This window comes from Variovorax sp. J22R115, assembly GCF_030317005.1.
Lineage (GTDB): Bacteria > Pseudomonadota > Gammaproteobacteria > Burkholderiales > Burkholderiaceae_C > Variovorax.
In genome coordinates, this window is the sequence record NZ_JASZYM010000004.1 from 74,352 (window position 1) to 92,024 (window position 17,673).

The following is a 17,673-nucleotide window of genomic DNA, read 5'->3' on the forward strand; positions in this document are numbered from 1 at the left end:
GGGGGCAGCACCATGTCGCTCGCCAACTACTTCGCCAGCCTCGGGCGGTACCACGTGTGGGCCACCAACAGGCTGATCACGTCCAACCTCGCAGGCTTGTCCGATGAGGACTGGCACAAGGACTGCGGTCTGTACTTCCGCTCCGTGCACCTGACGGTGAACCATCTGCTGGTGACCGACAACATCTGGTTCGCGCGCTTCGCCGAAGGCAAGTCGGTGCGCATGTCGCTCGACACGGAGCTTCACACGGATCGCGCCGAGGTGTGCAGTGCGCTCGCCGCGGCCGTCACGCGCTGGAGCCCGTGGCTCGCGACCTTGCCGCCGGAACGCTACGACGGAGATCTGGCCTACACCCGCAACAACGGCGAAAAGGTGCTGATTCCCTTCGCGCCGGCGCTGGGCCACGTCTTCAACCATGCGACCCATCATCGCGGGCAGGTGGCTGCGGCGCTGACTGCGATGGCTCAACCTGGGCCGGAGCTGGATTGGGTCTACCTGCTGCAACAAGAAGCCCGGGAATAAAACATATGAGTGACTTCACTACCCTCGAACTGGCCATCGAAGGCGCCGTTGCGCGCATCTGGCTCAACCGGCCCGAGCTGCGCAATGCCTTCGACGACGTCGTCATCCGCGAACTCGGCGAGGCCTTTGCGCGGGCGAGCGCTGCGACGGATGTGCGGGTGATCGTGCTCGGCGCGAACGGTCCGGCGTTCTGCGCCGGGGCCAATCTCAACTGGATGCGACGTGCCGCCGACTTCACGCACGAGCAGAACCTCGCCGACGCGGGCGGCCTCGCCGCGATGCTGCGCACCATCCATGAAAGCCCGAAGCCGGTGATCGCGCGCGTGCAGGGCGACGTCTATGCGGGCGGCATGGGCCTGGTCGCCGCGTGCGACATCGCGGTGAGCGTCGACACGGCCTGGTACTGCCTGAGCGAGGTCAAGATCGGCCTGATCCCGGCGACCATCAGCCCCTACGTGCTGCGCGCGATGGGCACGCGGGCCGCGCAGCGCTGGTTCCTCACGGCCGAGCGTTTCACTGCAGCCGAGGCGCATCGCATCGGCTTCGTGCACGAGGTGGTCACCGCCGATGCGCTCGACGCCAAGGTCGCCGATATCGTCAAGGCGCTCACCAGCGCCAGCCCCGCGGCGGTGCGCGCCTGCAAGACGCTGATCGCCGACGTGGCCGGACGCGAGATCGACGACGCACTGGTCGCGAAGACGGTTCAGGGCATCGCCGACATCCGCGCCAGCGAAGAAGGCCGCGAAGGCGTGCAGTCCTTCCTGCAAAAGCGCAAACCATCCTGGCTCGGCGGCTGAAGGGAATCACGCCATGAACTCCCTGGACATGCCCCAACTGCTGGCGCTGGCCGCCGCGCTGGGCTGGGCCAGCGGCGTGCGGCTTTACCTCGTCGTTCTGTTGACCGGGCTGGCCGGCTACATGGGCTGGGTGCCGTTGCCGAGCGGCCTGCACCTGCTCGCCCATCCCGTCGTGCTGGCGGCGAGCGGCTTCATGGTTTTCGTCGAGTTCTTCGCCGACAAGATCCCGGGGCTCGATTCGATCTGGGACATGGTCCACACGGCGATCCGCATTCCGGCGGGTGCCGCGCTGGCGGCGGGCGTGTTCGGTGCCGACCATGCGGCGATGGCGCTGGTCGCGGCCTTGCTCGGCGGCGGCTTCGCGGCGACCGCGCATGCGGCCAAGGCCACGACGCGTGCGGCCATCAACACCTCGCCCGAGCCATTCAGCAACGTCGGCGCTTCGCTGGTCGAGGATGGCATGGTGCCTGCGGGGCTCTGGCTCGCGGTCGCGCACCCGCTGCTGTTCGGTGTGCTCTTCATCGCCGTGCTGGTGCTCAGCGTGTGGCTGATCCGCAAGAGCTGGCGCTTCCTCAAATCCCTCTTCGGCCGTGTGGCGCGCATCTTCAGCGGCCGGCCCGATCCTGGCGTGTCCCCCGCGTTCCAGCTCAAGAAGAACTCCCCCGGAGACTCATCGAATGTTTAAGAAGATCCTGATCGCGAACCGTGGCGAGATTGCCTGCCGCGTTGCGGCAACCGCCCGCCGCATGGCGATCCGCACCGTGGCCGTGTATTCCGACGCCGACGCGCATGCCAACCATGTGCGTGCCTGCGACGAATCGGTCTATCTTGGCGGCAGCGCGCCCAAGGACAGCTACCTGCGCTGGGAGAAGATCCTCGAGGCCGCCAAGGCCAAGGGCGCCGAGGCCGTCCATCCCGGCTACGGCTTCCTCAGCGAGAACGAGGTGTTCGCGCAAGCCTGCGCCGATGCCGGCCTGGTCTTCATCGGCCCGCCGCCTTCGGCCATCAAGGCAATGGGCCTGAAAGCCGAGTCGAAGCAACTCATGGAGAAAGCCGGTGTGCCGCTGGTGCCCGGCTACCACGGCAGCGACCAGGACCCCGCGCTGTTGCAGCGCGAAGCCGACCGCATCGGCTACCCCGTGCTCATCAAGGCCAGCGCCGGCGGCGGCGGCAAGGGCATGCGCGTGGTCGAGAAGTCTGGTGATTTCCCCGCCGCGCTGGCTTCCTGCCAACGCGAGGCTATCAACAGCTTCGGCGACGACGCGGTGCTGATCGAGAAGTACGTGCAGCGCCCGCGCCACATCGAGATCCAGGTGTTCGGCGATACGAAGGGCAACTACGTCTACCTGTTCGAGCGCGATTGCTCGGTGCAACGGCGCCACCAGAAGGTGCTGGAGGAAGCGCCGGCGCCGGGCATGACCGAGGCGATGCGCAAGGAGATGGGTGAGGCAGCCGTGGCGGCCGCGCGTGCCGTGAAGTACGTCGGCGCTGGCACGGTGGAGTTCATCGTCGAGCAGCGCGCAGACGGCAGCATGAACTTCTTCTTCATGGAGATGAACACGCGGCTGCAAGTCGAGCATCCGGTGACCGAGGCCATCACCGGACTCGATCTCGTCGAATGGCAGCTGCGCGTTGCTTCCGGCGAACCGCTGCCGTTGAAGCAGGAGCAGTTGCAGATCCACGGCCACGCGATCGAGGCACGCATCTGCGCCGAGAACCCGGACAACAACTTCCTGCCGGCCACCGGCACCTTGCACGTCTATCGCAAGCCGCAGGCAACCGCCTTCCAGCGCAGCCGCGTGCGCATCGACGACGGGGTGCGCGAGGGCGGCGTGATCTCGCCCTTCTACGACTCGATGATCGCCAAGCTCATCGTCCACGGCGCCACGCGCGAGGAAGCGCTGGCCCGGCTCGACCTGGCGCTGGCACAGACGCACATCGTCGGTGTCGCGACCAACGTGCAGTTCCTGCGCGGCATCCTGCGCACCGATTCGTTCGCGAATGCGAAGCTCGACACCGCGCTCATCGAACGCGAACGCGCGGTGCTGTTCGACCAGGAGCCGCTGGGCCTGCCGCTCGCAGCGGCGGCATCGATTGCCTGCACGGTGCTCGCGGAAGCGGCGACGTCCAGTGGCAATCCGTTCAGCCGGCGCGATGGCTGGCAGTCGCACGGCGTCGCGTCGCGGCCCTTCGAGTTCGAGTTCCGCGGCGAGTCGAGGAGTGCGTTGCTGCGCTACTTGCACGATGGCGCCCTGTCGCTGCAAGTCGGTGATGTCTCGGGCCCGCTGGAGATCGGCAGCTTCCCGTCGGGCGAGCTTGAAGTGCAGTTCGACGGCCAGCGCCACACGCTCAATGTCTACGAAGACCAGTCGACGGCCCATGTCTTCGCGGCGCACGGCGCCACGAGGATCACGGCCATCGACCGTCTGGCCCATGCGGGCGACACGCATGCCGAGGGCGGCCGACTTACTGCGCCGATGCCGGGAAAGGTCGTGTCCTTCGCGGTCAAGGCGGGCGACAAGGTCAGCCGCGGACAGCCGCTGGCGGTGATGGAGGCGATGAAGATGGAGCACACCATTGCAGCGCCGGCGGATGGCACGGTGGAAGAGCTGCTCTACGCGCCGGGGGATCAGGTCACCGAGGGGGCGGAGCTTCTGCGCATCGCGGCTTGGGCCGACGTGGAGGCCATTAAGCTTGAGGGATGACCTCCCGAATCCGAATCACCGTCTGTCTCACCGACAACCGCCCCGACCCGTGGATCGAGGGCCTTCGCGCCGCCCTGCCTGAAGCCGAGGTCGAGAACTGGGCTCCTGGCGCCGCGCCGGCCGACCACGCCGTGGTCTGGTCGCCGCCACAGGCGCTGCTCGACGACCAGCCCGGCCTGCGCGGCATGTTCAACATCGGCGCCGGCGTCGACGCGCTGCTCAAGCTCAAGGTGCCGCCACAGACCCGCGTCGTGCGGCTCGACGATGCAGGCATGTCGGTGCAGATGGCCGAATACGTCTGCCATTTCCTGATCCGGCATTTCCGAGAATTCGATGCCTACGAGGCCGAGGGACGTGCGGGTCGCTGGAGCTATCGCAAGCCGCGCGAGCGCAAGGACTTCACGGTCGGCGTGATGGGGCTCGGCGTGCTGGGCGAGCGCGTGGCGAAGGCCATCGGCCAGTTCGAGTTTCCGGTCAACGGCTGGAGCCGTTCGGCCAAGTCCATCGACGGCCTGCGCTGCTTCTCGGGCGAATCGGAGTTCGACGCTTTCCTGGGTGCGAGCCGCGTGCTCGTCAATCTCCTGCCGCTGACGCCGGCCACGCGCGGCATCCTCAACCGCGAAACGCTCTCCAAGCTCAACGGCGGCCAGCCCGGCGGCTACCTGATCAACGTGGCGCGGGGCGCGCATCTCGTGGATGCGGACCTGATCCCCTTGCTCGACAGCGGCCAGCTGGCCGGTGCGACGCTGGACGTGTTCGAGGTTGAGCCACTCCCGGCCGACCATCCGTTCTGGCGCCATCCGAAGATCACCGTCACGCCGCACGGCTCGGCGCGCACCGAGCGCGAGGCGTCGATCGCCCAGATCGCCAGCAAGATCCGCGCGATGGAGCAGGGCGAGCCGATCGCCGGTGTTGTCGACGTCACCCGCGGGTACTAGTAGCTCGCCCCCAGGCTTCGCGCACTTCGTGTCGCTTCGCCTACCCCCTTCCGGGGACAATACCAGCGGCCCGGCAGAGCCGGTTCCGCGGTATTCCTGGCCCGTTCAGGCGACGCCGGACATTGCCTGCTGGCGGTTCGCAGCGATCTGGTGCTCCAGCCGCTTTCGGTCGGCCAGCAGGCGGCCGGTCACCAGCGTGACGACCTCGAAGCCGAAGGCCGGGTTCTGGTAATAGAGCTGCTTGAAGGTCATCTCGTCGATGCGCAGCACGTTGCAGTCCGTCACGCAGCGGGCAGTGAGCGAGCGGCGCTTGTCGGGCGCGAAGAAAGCGATCTCGCCGAACAGGCGGCCTTCCTCCATCACCTCGCCGATCTCCACGAACTCGATGCGGCCCGCGGCGAGGAAATACAAGTGCGTCGCGGCGTCGCCCTTGTGGAACAGCACGTGCCCGGCCTTCAGGCGCCTGCTGCGCATGTAGGGCCGAAGCCAGACGCCCGATAGATCGCTCGCCTGTGCCGCCGCGCTCACGCGGCGCGTCAGTCGCACCATCTGCGCTGTGCGGACCATGTTGATCGGCAGGAGCGCCCCGTGCAGCAGCACCATCAGCAGCGACGGGTGCAGGGCTCCATAGAGCAGGAAGCCGAGATTGCTGCCCACGGCCAGGCAGCGCAGCGGGATCATTGTCTTGACCAGGGAGCTGACGACCACCAGAGCGCCCGCGATGGCTGCCGAGCACAGCGCGATGATCCCCGAGGGTGTGGCGAGCGCCTGCGCAAGGCCCGCGTTGGCGGCGTCGATCAATGCTTGCGTTGACAGCATTTCTGCTCCTGGTAGTGGCCGGCGTGAGGGCCTCATGCAATGTGCCACAGCCGTGCGTATTGCAAGTCCTGCGCCCATGCGGGGACAAACCCTGATGCCGTTGTTATTCACATAGATGAAAATAAATTCATGAGTGTGAAAACAGCATTGCGCGTGATCGACATCATCGAAGCCTTCGCGCAGGAGAAGCAGCCACTTGCGCTGACGGAGATGGCGCGTCTGCTCGACATGCCGGTGTCGAGCTGCCTCGGCCTGATCCGTACGCTCGAGGAGCGCGGCTACGTCTACGAAACGGGCCGCCGCCAGGGCTTCTACCCAACGAGCCGGCTCCTCGCGATGGCGCAGGTGATCGCCGCGAACGACCCGGTGCTCGACCGCGTCAAGCCTGCCTTGCAGGAACTGCGCGACGCGGCGCGCGAGACCGTCGTCTTCGGCAAATTCCGCGAGGAGGGCCGGGTGGTCTATCTGGAGGTGATGCCGGCGCCGCAGAGCATCCGCTACTCCGCCGAGGCCGGCGAGACGCGCCCGGCCTATGCCAATTCGCTCGGCCGCGCGCTGCTGTCGACGCTGGCGCCCGACGCACGCCGCCAGTTGCTCAGGGCCACGAAGCTCGTGCGCCTGACCGATGCCACGCTGACCACGCCCGCCGCCATCGAGCAGGAGCTTGAACGCGCGGCGGCGCGCGGCTGGTACGGCAACCTGGGCGAGAGCATTCCCGACCTGATCGGCCTGGCCTGGCCGCTGCGCATCGGCGGCCAGGCCTACGCCATCTCGGTGGCCGGCCCGCGCTACCGGCTGGAGCCGCGGATCGACGAGATCGCGGCGATGCTGCGCGCCGCCTGCCTGACCGTGGAGCAGAAGGGCTGATGAACGCATCCGCCGCACCCCGTTATTTCGTCCGCGAGGACGACATCGCCGGCTACCACCCGGCCAACCACACCGGCACGCTCAACAAGCGCCTGATCGGCCCCGAGACCGTGGGCGCCAGGCAGATCGAGATGCTGGTCGGCCACATCCAGAAGGGCAAGGGCGCGCTGCCGCATGCGCATCCGGGCATCGAGCAGGTCTGCTACCTGCTGCAGGGCCGCGCCGTCGCGGAAGTCGGCGGCCAGCGGCAGGAACTGGGTCCGGGCGACTGCTGCTTCTTCCCGGCCGATGCGATGCACACCTTCACCGTCGTGAGCGACGAGCCGGTGCGCGTGCTCGTGATCTACAGCCCGCCCTACGAGGAATCGCCCGAGCGCGTGATCCGTCCATGACGGGCCGTGGACTCGGTTTTTGACATCACCACCGGAGACAGCATGCAGAAGATCGCGAAAGACATGTCAGTGACAAACCGCCGCGGCTTCATGGCGCTCGGTGCCGGCATCGGCCTCGGCGCTGCGATGCCCCGGGCCTTCGCGCAGGAGGGCGCCTACCCGAAGCAGCCCATCAAGCTGGTCGTGCCCTTCGCTGCGGGCAGCGGCACCGATGCGGTCGCGCGCATCACGGCGCAGATGCTGGGCGAAGCGTTGAAGGGCCCTGTCATCGTCGACAACCGGGCCGGCGCCAACGGCGTGATCGCAGCCGAGGCCGTGGCCAAGGCCGCGCCCGATGGCTACACGCTCTTCATGACGACCAACACCACGCATTCGGCCAACCCGAGCCTGTTCAAGCGGCTGCCCTACGACCCCGTCAGGGACTACACGCCAATCAGCCGCATGGGCAACCTGCCTTTCATGCTGGTGGTGAACAACGATCTGCCAGTAAAGAACGTCGCCGAATTGCTGGCCTGGGGCCGCGCGAATCCCGGCAAGCTGAGCTACGCGAGCGGCAACAGCACCGGCATCGTCTGCGGCGCCACGCTCTCGCGCATGAGCGGCGTCCCGATGCTGCACGTGCCTTACAAGAGCACGCCGCCGGCCATCGCCGACCTGATCGGCGGGCAGGTCTCGATGATGGTGGTCGACCTCGCGGCCGGCCTTGCCACCGTCAAGGCCGGCAAGATGCGCGCGATCGCCGTCACCACCCAGGAGCGCACGCGGCTCTTTCCGGAACTGCCGCCGCTGGCCGACACGCCCGAACTCAAGGGCTTCGACATCACCTCGTGGAACGGCGTGTACGGACCGGCCGGCATGCCGAAGGACATCGTCGCGCGCCTCAACCAGTCGCTGGCCGCGATGGCCAACGGCCCGGTCTTCCGCGAGCGCGTCGCCAAGCTGGGCTTCGATGCCTTCGGCAGCACGCCCGAGGAACTGGGCACCTTCACCGTGGCCGAACTCGCCAAGTGGAAGAAGCTGATCGACGCCGCCGGCATCCAGCCCGAATGAGCATGCCGACGATGACCGCCCCGGAAGCCGGCGGACCCTTGCAGGGCATCCGCATCCTCGACCTCACGGCCGTGGTGATGGGGCCATACGCGACGCAGACCTTGGGCGATCTCGGCGCCGACGTCATCAAGGTCGAACCGCCCTCGGGCGACAACCTGCGCGCGGTTGGACCGATGCGCCATCCCGGCATGGGTGCGATGGCGATGCACCTCAACCGCAACAAGCGCTCGGTGGTGCTCGACCTCAAGCGCTCCCAAGGCCGCGAGGCCTGCCTGCGGCTGGCGAAGGATTGCGATGCGCTGATCTACAACACGCGGCCGCAGGCCATGGCGCGGCTGGGGCTGGACTATGCAGCGGTCGCTGCCGTCAACCCGAAGATCGTCTACCTCGGCACCTTCGGCTACGGCGAGGAAGGGCCGTATGCCGGCAAGCCTGCGTACGACGACCTGATCCAGGGCGCGGCTGGCGTCGCCTCGCTGTTCGCGCAGCAGAGCGGTGGCGAGCCGCGCTATGCGCCGGTCACGCTGGCCGATCGCGCGGTGGGGCTGCAGGCGGCCATCGCGCTGCTGGCTGCAGTGCTGCATGCACAGCGGACCGGCCGAGGCCAGTCCGTCGAAGTACCGATGTTCGAGGCGCTCGCGCAGTTCGTGATGGGCGACCATCTCGGCGGCCACAGTTTCGAGCCACCGATCGGCCCCACCGGCTACGCGCGGCTGCTGGCCCCGCACCGCAAGCCCTACGCCACGGCCGACGGCTATCTGAGCGTGCTGATCTACAACGACAAGCACTGGCAGGCATTCTTCGACCTCATCGGCCGGCCCGAGCTGCGCGACTCGCCGATGTTCGGCAACCACACCGCGCGCGCAGCGCACATCGGCGAGGTCTACGCCTTCGTGGCCGAGGTGATGGTCACGCGCACGTCCGATCAATGGATGGCCGCGCTCGAAGCGGCCGACATTCCAGTCGCGCGCCTGCACAGCACCGAGAGCCTTCTCGACGATCCGCACCTGCGCGCCGTCGGTTTCTTTCCCGAGTTCGATCATCCGAGCGAAGGTCGCATCCGCACGCCGGCGCCGGTCGGCCGCTACGGCGCCACGCCGGCCGCCATCCGCCGGCCGACGCCACGCATCGGCGAGCACAGCGTCGAGCTGTTGCGCGAAGCGGGCTATGGCGCCGAAGAGATCGAGCGACTGCTGGCCGATGGCGTCACGCTGCAGCCGGCACGCAACCCCTCCGAGGGTTCCCCATGAACTTCTCCCTTGACGAAGACCAGCGCGCGCTGGTCGCTGCCATCGAACGCCTCTGCGAAGACTTCCCCGCCGACTACTGGCGCGAGCACGACGACAGCGCCACCTTCCCGCACGAGTTCCATCGCGCGGTCGCCGCCAGCGGCTGGCTCGGCATCGCGATGCCCGAGGCACAGGGAGGCGCCGGGCTCGGCATCACCGACGCGGCGTTGATGATGCGCGCCATCAGTGCGTCGGGTGCCGGCATGTCGGGCGCATCGGCCATCCACATGAACATCTTCGGACTCAACCCCGTGGTGGTGTTCGGCACCGAGGAACAGCGCCAGCGCTTCCTGCCGCCGCTGATCGCGGGCGACGAGAAGGCGTGCTTCGCCGTGACCGAGCCCGACGCGGGCCTCGACACCACGCGGCTCAAGACACAGGCGTTGCGCCAGCCCGGCGGCGGTTACGTGCTGCACGGCCGCAAGATCTGGATCTCGACGGCGCAGGTGGCCGACCGCATGCTGATCCTGGCGCGCACCACGCCGCTCGACGAAGTGAAGAAGCCGACGCAGGGCCTCACGCTGTTCTACACCGCGCTGGACCGCAGCCGCGTCGAGGTGCGCGAGATCCACAAGCTCGGCCGCGCGGCGGTCGACTCCAACATGCTCTTCATCGACGGGCTCGAAGTTCCCGAGGAGGACCGCATCGGCGAAGAGGGCAGGGGCTTCGAGTACATCCTGCATGGCCTCAATCCCGAGCGCATCCTGATCGCGGCCGAGGCCATCGGCATCGGTCGCGCGGCCCTCCGCATCGCGTCGCAATACGCGAAGGAGCGCGTGGTGTTCGGCCGACCGATCGGGCAGAACCAAGGCGTGGCACATCCGCTGGCGCGCGCCTGGGCGAACCTCGAAGCTGCCGACCTGATGGTTTTCAAGGCGGCCACGCTCTACGACGCGGGCGAGCCCTGCGGCACCGAGGCCAATGCCGCCAAATACCTCGCGGCCGAGGCGGCGCACGACGCCTGCCAGAACGCCATCCTCACGCTCGGCGGCATGGGCTACGCCAAGGAATACCACGTGGAGCGGTTGCTGCGCGAGAGCTACATCCCGCGCATTGCGCCGGTGAGTCCGCAGATGATCCTCAACTTCATTGCGGAGAAAGCGCTGGGCCTACCTAAGTCTTATTGAAGGCGGCGAAAATGGAGGAGGCGCCGCGAGGCACGCTCCCATTCTTCGAACGAGACCACCATGAAACTTCCCTCCAGAGTCAAGATCGTCGACGTCGGCCCGCGCGACGGCCTTCAGAATGAAAAGCAGCCGGTGTCGGCCGAGATCAAGATCGGGCTGGTGCATCGCCTGCAGGATGCGGGGCTCAGGGAGATCGAGGTCACCAGCTTCGTCTCGCCCAAGTGGGTGCCGCAGATGGCGGACAACGCCGAGGTCATGCACGGCATCCAGCGCAAGCCCGGTGTTCGCTACTCGGTGCTGACGCCCAACATGAAAGGCTTCGAGGCCGCCATCGCCGCGCCGCGCGAGGAATGGCCGGACGAGATCGTGGTGTTCGGCGCCGCCAGCGAGGCCTTCAGCCAGCGCAACATCAACTGCTCCATCGCCGAGAGCATCGAGCGCTTCCGGCCGGTGGTCGAGGCTGCGCGCGCCAAAGGCATCTACGTGCGCGGCGCGATGTCGTGCACGGTCGGTTGCCCCTATGAAGGCGAGATCGCGCCGTCGCGCGTCGACATGCTCGCCGGCCTCATGAAGGAAATCGGTGTGCAGCACGTGGGCGTTGCCGACACCATCGGCGTGGGTACCCCGCTCAAGGTGCAGCGCGCGCTGGAGGCCACGCTGAAGCACTACGGCATCGACGATGTCTCCGGCCACTACCACGACACCTATGGCCAGGCGCTGGGCAATACCCTTGCGAGCCTTGAAATGGGCGTGTGGCAGTACGACACCTCGTCCGCCGGGCTCGGCGGCTGTCCCTACGCCAAGGGCGCGACCGGCAACGTCGCGACCGAGGACGTGGTCTACATGCTGCACGGCATGGGCATCGAGACCGGCATCGATCTCGACAAGCTGATCGACGCGGGCGTCTACATCAGCGAGGCGCTGGGTCGCGAGCCGAACTCGCGCGCCTCGAAGGCCATTCGAAACAAGAGAGCGGCATGAGGGTCGCCGGGCCGCCCCAAGACGCGAGGGCCCCCTTGGGGGGCAGCGCAGCACACGAAGTGGTAAGCGTGGGGGCACAAGATGTGCGGCGCTGAACTGACTTCATTGCCCGACGGTGTGCAGCGCGTTGCGCGCATGCTTCAAGACAAGGGCCATCCGCATGCGCCGCAGATGCTCGACGACGCCGCGCGCACCGCGCAGCAGGCGGCCGATGCGCTGGGCATCGACGTGGGGCAGATCGCCAAGAGCATCGTCTTCCGCCGCAAGACGGACGACGTCGCGGTGCTGGTCGTGACCTCGGGCGACAAGCGCGTGGACGAGAAGAAGGTCGCAGAGCTGGTCGGCAAGCTCGGCCGCGCCGACGCGGACTTCGTCAAGTCGCGCACCGGTTTTTCGATCGGCGGTGTTTCGCCTTTTGCGCATGCGACGCCGCCGGTGATGCTGATCGACCGCGAACTGTTCCGCTTCGAGGACATCTGGGCGGCCGCCGGCCATCCGCATGCGGTGGTGCGGTTGCGCCCGCGGGACCTCGAAGCCCTGACCGGCGCGCCCGTCGCGGACGTGGTGTGACGGCCGACACCGTGCCGTCGCTGGCCGAACGCGCCGTCGCTGCGCGCGACGTTGCGGGCGATGTGCCGTCGCCCTGCATCTCCATTTGCCGCATGGACGCGGACAGCGGCTTCTGCCTGGGCTGCCTGCGCACCATCCAGGAGATTGCCGCGTGGAGCCGCATGGGCGATGCGGACAAGCGCAGCGTTTGGCGCGCGATCGAATTGCGCGCGCAGGCGGGATCTCTTGTTGCCGAGGCACCTGACGGAGACAGGCCGTGAAGCACATCACCTTCCATCTCGACTTCATCTCGCCCTATGCATACCTCGCATTCGAGCAACTGCCGCAAGCGCTCGAAGGGCTGAGCTACAGCGTGGCCTACCGCCCGGTGCTACTCGGTGCTTTGCTCAAGCACCATGGACAGCTCGGGCCGGGCGAGATCCCTGCGAAGCGCACCTGGACCTATCGTCACGTGCTGTGGCTGGGCCACAAGCATGGCATCCCGATCCAGATGCCCGCCACGCATCCCTACAACCCGCTGCCACACCTGCGGCTGGCGCTCGCGACCACCGCGGACGGCGACATCAGCCGGCACGTGGCAGAGACCATCTTCCGCGACGTGTGGCGTACCGGCGGTGAAGCGGGTGACGTCACCCGCCTCGCCGCGCTGGCAGCGCAACTGAAGCAGGTGCGCGACAGCGGCAGCGACGAAGCCAAGGCCCAGCTCAAGGCCAACACCGACGACGCCATCGCGCAAGGCGTCTTCGGCGTGCCGGCCTTCGTCGTCGATGGCCGCCTGTTCTGGGGCTTCGACGGCCTCGCGATGCTGCGCGCCTGCCTCGAAGGCGATGCGTGGTTCAGCGGCCCGAACTGGGCCGAAGCCGACCAGCGCCCCATGCTGCTCCGCAACAATCGTTGACTTTCTTACAGGCTGAAACGCGGGCTGCGGGTTTCACCTTAAGTCGTCAGCAAGCGTTCAGTTTGGCGACAGGCTCGGGTCAGTCGGCACTCCAAGAATGCGTCACGTCCCACGCCGTGGGCGCATATTTCTAAGGAGACGACATGGCAGCCACACTAGATTCACGGGGAGCGCCGCACAGCGCCCCCCGACCCATGAGCGCCGAGGAGAAGAAGGTCATCTTCGCCTCGTCCCTCGGGACCGTGTTCGAGTGGTACGACTTCTACCTGTACGGTTCGCTCGCGGCGATCATCGCCAAGCAGTTCTTCAGCGGTCTGGATGCGGGCGCGGCCTTCATCTTCGCGCTGCTGGCCTTTGCAGCGGGCTTCCTGGTGCGGCCGTTCGGCGCCATCGTGTTCGGCCGGCTCGGCGACATGATCGGACGCAAGTACACCTTCCTGGTCACCATCCTGATCATGGGCCTGTCGACCTTCATCGTCGGCCTGCTGCCCAGCTACGCGACCATCGGCGTCGCGGCCCCTGTCATCCTCATCGCATTGCGCATGCTGCAGGGCCTCGCCCTCGGCGGCGAGTACGGCGGCGCAGCCACCTACGTGGCCGAGCATTCGCCGCACGGCAAGCGTGGCGCCTACACCTCGTGGATTCAGACCACTGCAACGCTCGGCCTGTTCCTGAGCCTGGTGGTCATCCTTGGCGTGCGTGAAGGCATGGGCGAGGCCGCATTCGCCGAATGGGGCTGGCGCATTCCGTTCCTGGTGTCGATCCTGCTGCTCGGCGTGTCGGTGTGGATCCGCCTGTCGCTGTCGGAATCGCCCGCCTTCCAGAAGATGAAGGCCGAGGGCAAGACCTCGAAGGCGCCGTTGTCCGAATCCTTCGGCCAGTGGAAGAACCTCAAGATCGTGATCCTGGCGCTCATCGGCCTGACCGCCGGCCAGGCCGTGGTCTGGTATTCCGGCCAGTTCTATGCGCTCTTCTTCCTGACGCAGCAGCTCAAGGTCGATGCGACCACCGCCAACCTGATGATCGCGGCCGCCCTGCTGCTCGGCACGCCCTTCTTCGTCGTGTTCGGCACGCTCTCCGACAAGATCGGCCGCAAGCCGATCATCATGGCGGGCTGCCTGCTGGCTGTGGTCACGTACTTCCCCGTCTTCAAGATGCTGACCGAAGCCGCCAACCCCGCCCTCGCCCGCGCGCAGGCCACGGCCGGCGTGACGGTGACGGCCGATCCGCGCTCGTGCTCCTTCCAGGGTAACCCGGTGGCACGCGAAATCGACTTCCGCAGCTCCTGTGACATCGCCAAGCGCTACCTGGTGCAGAACTCGGTGAGCTACGAGCGCGCCGACGGCCCGGCCGGCTCCCCGGCTGTCGTCAAGATCGGCGACGTGACCATCACCGCTCCGAGCGGCAATGTGGTCAATCACAAGTTCGACGAAGCCTCCGCCAAGGAGATCGCCGCCTTCAAGAAGGCCGTCGGCGAGCAGTTGAAGACCGCCGGCTACCCCAGCAAGGCCGACCCGGCCAGCATCAACAAGGTCTTGACCGTGGTGCTGCTGTTCTGGCTGGTGCTGCTGGTGACGATGGTCTACGGCCCGATCGCGGCCATGCTGGTCGAACTCTTCCCGACCCGCATCCGCTACACCTCGATGAGCCTGCCGTACCACATCGGCAACGGCTGGTTCGGCGGCCTGCTGCCAACCACCGCCTTCGCGATCGTTGCCAGCACCGGCAACATGTACAACGGCCTCTGGTATCCGATCGTCATCGCCGCGATGACGCTGGTCGTGGGCACGATCTTCATTCGCGAGACGAAGGACGTGGACATCTACGCGAATGACTAGCTAACCCCCAGGCTTTTTCACTTCGTGTAAACGCCCTCTGAATGGGGCGGGAATTCTTGATGGGCCTCGCGGCTTGCGGCGCGAGGCCTTTTTCTTGGAAGTTAAGGAGACTTGATCATGTGGAAGATCGGTATCGGCTTTGCCATCTTTGCGGTTGTCGTGTTGTTCGTGCTGATGAAGGCGGGGGACAAGGTGGATATGTCGGGGGAGAAGCACGGCGGGGACTCGATGCACGCGCCCGCGGCTGCGCCGGCTGCGGGGGAAGCGTCGAAGTAGGGCCTCTGGGTGCCGAGAAACGTCGATGGCGGTCTCTGCCCTCGATTAACATTCGCAGCGCAACGCTTCCATCGGGACATCGTCCCGAACGCCTTGCCTGGACGAGGACATTGACTTGGGCACCGACAACGCTTTCGCCGAACTGGGCTTGGCACCTGACGCATCCGACAGCGAGGTGAAGGCGGCGTGGCGCCGTCTCGTCTCGCAGTGGCATCCGGACCGCAACGACAGTTCCGATGCGGTAGCCAAGATGCAGCGCATCAATCAGGCGTTCGAAGAGATCCGCCGTGCCGGAAGCCGTGCGCGCACGGATGAATCGGCGACCGGCGGCGCATCGTCCCGCGCAGCAGAAGAAAGCGCCCGCGGATTCGACGACGACGCTACGGCGTCACGACATGCCGCCGGCGCGGATCGACATCGTCGGCCCATCTACCGCAAGGTCAAGATGACGCTGGAAGAAGCTGCCGTCGGTTGCATCAAGGTGCTGCGGGGCAAAGTCACCAACGTCTGCTCGACCTGTGCGGGCGCAGGGCACCAGGTGCTCGGTGGCAACTGTGCCCAATGCGGGGGCTCGGGCGCGATTCCGAAGCGCTCCTTTTTCGGATGGCCCAGTGGCTATTTCGAGTGCGATGCCTGCCTGGGAGGCGGCATCGCGAGGCAGCCGTGCGCGGCCTGCGACGGCTCCGGCAAGATGGATGCGCGCGCTTACAAGATCAAGGTCCGCATCCCGCATGGCGTGCGCCATGGCGACCTGCTCCATGTCGATGGACGGCCGTCGCGCCCGGACAGCCCCCCCTCGGACCTCGAGATCCGCGTCGAAGTGGCGGACCACGCATTCTTCCAACTCGACGCGGACGGCACGATTCGATGCGAAATCCCGGTCGATGGCTTCGCGTGGATCGCCAACCGGTCGATCCAGGTGCCGACCGTCACTGGCCTGCACGCGCTGCAATTGGACCGCGAGCAACTGTCCTACCGCCTGAAGGGCCAGGGCTTCCCGATGACGCGCCGTGGTTCGCGCGGCGACCAGTTGATCACGCTCTTGCCGATATTCCCGGATTCGCTCAGCACGGATCAGCAGATCCTCCTCGACCAGCTTCTGGCCACGACCTCGGGTGGTGGACAAAGCTCGGACGCGCGTCTTCGCGCATGGAGCCGAGGCCTGCGCGCCTGGGAACGAGGGTTGTCGGGCCGCGGCGCTACAGGAGCTTGATGCGCGCGGCTTGCGCCGCAAGTTCCGCGCGGAAGGCGGGATGCGCGATACCGATGAGTTCTCGCGCGCGCTGACTGGCGGACTTTCCGCGCAACTGCGCCACGCCGTATTCGGTGACGACGTAGTTGATGTCGTTCTTGCTGGTGGTGACGTGAGTGCCCGGTGACAGCACTGGCACGATGCGCGAAATGGTGTCACCCTTCGCCGTCGATGGCAGCACGATGAAGGCCTTGCCGCCGCGCGAACGATTGGCCGCACGCACGAAGTCCGATTGGCCTCCGGTGCCGGAGAACGGTGCGGACCCGAGGCTTTCCGAGCCGCACTGTCCCAGCAGGTCGATCTGCAAGGTGGCGTTGATGGCCACCAGGTTGTCGTTCATGCCGGCCAGCGCCGGATCGTTGGTGTAGTTCACCGGATGAATTTCCAGCGCGGGGTTGCGGTTCATGTACCGGTAGAGCTTTCCGGAGCCCAGCGCGAAAGTGGCGATCATTTTTCCCGGCAGGTAGTTCTTGCGGCGATTGGTGACGGCGCCGCATTCCACCAGCGAGAGGATGCCGTCGCCGATCATTTCGGTGTGGATTCCGAGATCGCGCTTGTGCGCCAGTTGCATGACCACCGCGTCGGGGATGCCGCCATAGCCGATCTGCAATGTGGAGCCGTCGTCGATCATGTCGGCCACGTACTTGCCGATGGCTTCCTGCACGGGCCCGATCTTGGGCAGGCCGACCTCGAGCACCGGATCTTCGCTCTCGACCAGAGCGGCGACCTTCGAGACATGCACGCGGCAGTTCCCGAATGCAAAGGGCACGTTGGGATTCACCTCGAGCACCACGGCGCGCGCCTTGGCGACCGCGGCCATGGTGTAGTCGGCGCCGAGGCTGAGGGCAAAGAATCCTTCGTCGTCCATCGGTGACGCCATGCTGAATACGACGTCCGCAGGCATCAGGCCCCGTTCGATCTGCATCGGAATCTCCGAGAAGTAGTTCGGAATGAAGTCGATCCAGCCGGCCTGTCCGCCCTCGCGCGTAGCCCCGCCGAAGAAATAGGCGATGTGCCGGACATGGTCCACGGTCGCGGGATCGATGTAGCCGTACTTCCGCAGCGCGAGGATCTGCCCGACCTTGACGTCGCGGAAATCCAGGCGCTGCTCCGACAGCGCGGTCAACAGCGTCGGTGGTTCACCCACGCCCGTGGGGACGACGATGAAGTCGCCGTTGCGCACATGGCGCACGGCTTCGGCGGCGGAGGTCCGGCGCTGCTGGTAGATCTCGCGAGGCGACATTCTTGAACTTCCTGTGGGGTAGGAGGGGGCCCCGCTGCCGGTATTTGACGCCCATCTCATTGCGATGGAAGCATCCGGACCGCAGGGGTAAGTGTGTCCGTGTGTAAAT

At 66.7% G+C, this 17,673-nt stretch carries 19 protein-coding genes; 17 read left to right on the forward strand and 2 right to left on the reverse strand.

Going from position 1 to position 17,673, the window contains the following annotated elements; all coding sequences use genetic code 11:
* Positions 1-12: 12 nt before the first annotated feature.
* From QTI04_RS07990 to QTI04_RS08010, 5 genes are read left to right on the forward strand one after another with little or no spacing between them, the layout of a single operon-like run.
* Positions 13-522: a DinB family protein gene (locus QTI04_RS07990; RefSeq protein ID WP_286600902.1), complete on the forward strand. Its 510-nt coding sequence runs from the start codon at positions 13-15 to the stop codon at positions 520-522.
* 5 nt (positions 523-527) lie between these two features.
* A complete protein-coding gene (locus tag QTI04_RS07995; RefSeq protein ID WP_286614964.1) occupies positions 528-1,319 on the forward strand; it encodes an enoyl-CoA hydratase/isomerase family protein in 792 nt (263 codons plus the stop codon).
* A 13-nt stretch (positions 1,320-1,332) separates the two neighbouring features.
* A complete protein-coding gene (locus QTI04_RS08000) occupies positions 1,333-2,004 on the forward strand; it encodes a DUF4126 domain-containing protein (protein ID WP_286614965.1) in 672 nt (223 codons plus the stop codon).
* Complete coding sequence (locus tag QTI04_RS08005; RefSeq protein WP_286614967.1) at positions 1,997-4,024, forward strand: acetyl/propionyl/methylcrotonyl-CoA carboxylase subunit alpha; 2,028 nt, start codon at positions 1,997-1,999, stop codon at positions 4,022-4,024. The genes QTI04_RS08000 and QTI04_RS08005 overlap by 8 nt, the downstream gene beginning before the upstream one ends.
* Positions 4,025-4,032: 8 nt before the next feature.
* Positions 4,033-4,962, forward strand: a complete 930-nt coding sequence (locus tag QTI04_RS08010; protein ID WP_286615358.1) for a glyoxylate/hydroxypyruvate reductase A — start codon at positions 4,033-4,035, stop codon at positions 4,960-4,962.
* Between the two features lie 105 nt (positions 4,963-5,067).
* On the opposite strand, the gene QTI04_RS08015 is transcribed toward QTI04_RS08010, so the two are convergent.
* On the reverse strand, positions 5,068-5,781 hold the full coding sequence (locus QTI04_RS08015) for a Crp/Fnr family transcriptional regulator (protein ID WP_286600907.1): 714 nt from the start codon (positions 5,779-5,781) through the stop codon (positions 5,068-5,070).
* Positions 5,782-5,910: 129 nt separating this feature from the next.
* On the opposite strand from QTI04_RS08015, the gene QTI04_RS08020 reads away from it, so the two are divergent.
* The 12 genes from QTI04_RS08020 to QTI04_RS08075 all read left to right on the forward strand — a co-directional run bounded on the left by QTI04_RS08020 (position 5,911) and on the right by QTI04_RS08075 (position 16,282).
* A complete protein-coding gene (locus QTI04_RS08020; RefSeq protein ID WP_286614970.1) occupies positions 5,911-6,648 on the forward strand; it encodes an IclR family transcriptional regulator in 738 nt (245 codons plus the stop codon).
* The gene (locus tag QTI04_RS08025) at positions 6,648-7,040 is read left to right on the forward strand and encodes a cupin domain-containing protein (protein WP_286600910.1); all 393 of its coding nucleotides are present in this window, start codon (positions 6,648-6,650) and stop codon (positions 7,038-7,040) included. Before QTI04_RS08020 ends, QTI04_RS08025 begins: the two co-directional genes overlap by 1 nt.
* 63 nt (positions 7,041-7,103) lie before the next feature.
* Entirely contained in the window at positions 7,104-8,090 is a 987-nt protein-coding gene (locus tag QTI04_RS08030) for a tripartite tricarboxylate transporter substrate binding protein (RefSeq protein ID WP_286614972.1), read from the forward strand.
* 11 nt (positions 8,091-8,101) lie between these two features.
* Positions 8,102-9,340 (forward strand): CaiB/BaiF CoA-transferase family protein, encoded by a 1,239-nt coding sequence (locus QTI04_RS08035; RefSeq protein WP_286614973.1) that lies wholly within the window; start codon positions 8,102-8,104, stop codon positions 9,338-9,340.
* A complete protein-coding gene (locus QTI04_RS08040; RefSeq protein ID WP_286614975.1) occupies positions 9,337-10,506 on the forward strand; it encodes an acyl-CoA dehydrogenase family protein in 1,170 nt (389 codons plus the stop codon). The genes QTI04_RS08035 and QTI04_RS08040 overlap by 4 nt, the downstream gene beginning before the upstream one ends.
* Positions 10,507-10,566: 60 nt before the next feature.
* Positions 10,567-11,487, forward strand: a complete 921-nt coding sequence (locus QTI04_RS08045) for a hydroxymethylglutaryl-CoA lyase (RefSeq protein WP_286600914.1) — start codon at positions 10,567-10,569, stop codon at positions 11,485-11,487.
* Positions 11,488-11,568: 81 nt separating this feature from the next.
* On the forward strand, positions 11,569-12,057 hold the full coding sequence (locus QTI04_RS08050; protein WP_286600916.1) for a YbaK/EbsC family protein: 489 nt from the start codon (positions 11,569-11,571) through the stop codon (positions 12,055-12,057).
* A complete protein-coding gene (locus QTI04_RS08055) occupies positions 12,054-12,317 on the forward strand; it encodes a DUF1289 domain-containing protein (protein ID WP_286600917.1) in 264 nt (87 codons plus the stop codon). The genes QTI04_RS08050 and QTI04_RS08055 overlap by 4 nt, the downstream gene beginning before the upstream one ends.
* Positions 12,314-12,955: a 2-hydroxychromene-2-carboxylate isomerase gene (locus QTI04_RS08060; RefSeq protein WP_286614977.1), complete on the forward strand. Its 642-nt coding sequence runs from the start codon at positions 12,314-12,316 to the stop codon at positions 12,953-12,955. The genes QTI04_RS08055 and QTI04_RS08060 overlap by 4 nt, the downstream gene beginning before the upstream one ends.
* 143 nt (positions 12,956-13,098) lie before the next feature.
* Complete coding sequence (locus tag QTI04_RS08065; RefSeq protein ID WP_286600920.1) at positions 13,099-14,793, forward strand: MFS transporter; 1,695 nt, start codon at positions 13,099-13,101, stop codon at positions 14,791-14,793.
* A 117-nt stretch (positions 14,794-14,910) separates the two neighbouring features.
* The gene (locus QTI04_RS08070) at positions 14,911-15,069 is read left to right on the forward strand and encodes a hypothetical protein (protein WP_286600922.1); all 159 of its coding nucleotides are present in this window, start codon (positions 14,911-14,913) and stop codon (positions 15,067-15,069) included.
* A gap of 115 nt (positions 15,070-15,184) precedes the next feature.
* Positions 15,185-16,282 carry a DnaJ C-terminal domain-containing protein gene (locus QTI04_RS08075; protein ID WP_286614978.1) on the forward strand — a complete coding sequence of 366 codons (1,098 nt, stop codon included), beginning with the start codon at positions 15,185-15,187 and terminating at the stop codon, positions 16,280-16,282.
* On the opposite strand, the gene QTI04_RS08080 is transcribed toward QTI04_RS08075, so the two are convergent.
* Positions 16,269-17,564, reverse strand: coding sequence for an acetyl-CoA hydrolase/transferase family protein (locus QTI04_RS08080; protein WP_286614979.1), 1,296 nt, complete (start codon positions 17,562-17,564; stop codon positions 16,269-16,271). The genes QTI04_RS08075 and QTI04_RS08080 overlap by 14 nt on opposite strands.
* Positions 17,565-17,673 lie beyond the last annotated feature (109 nt).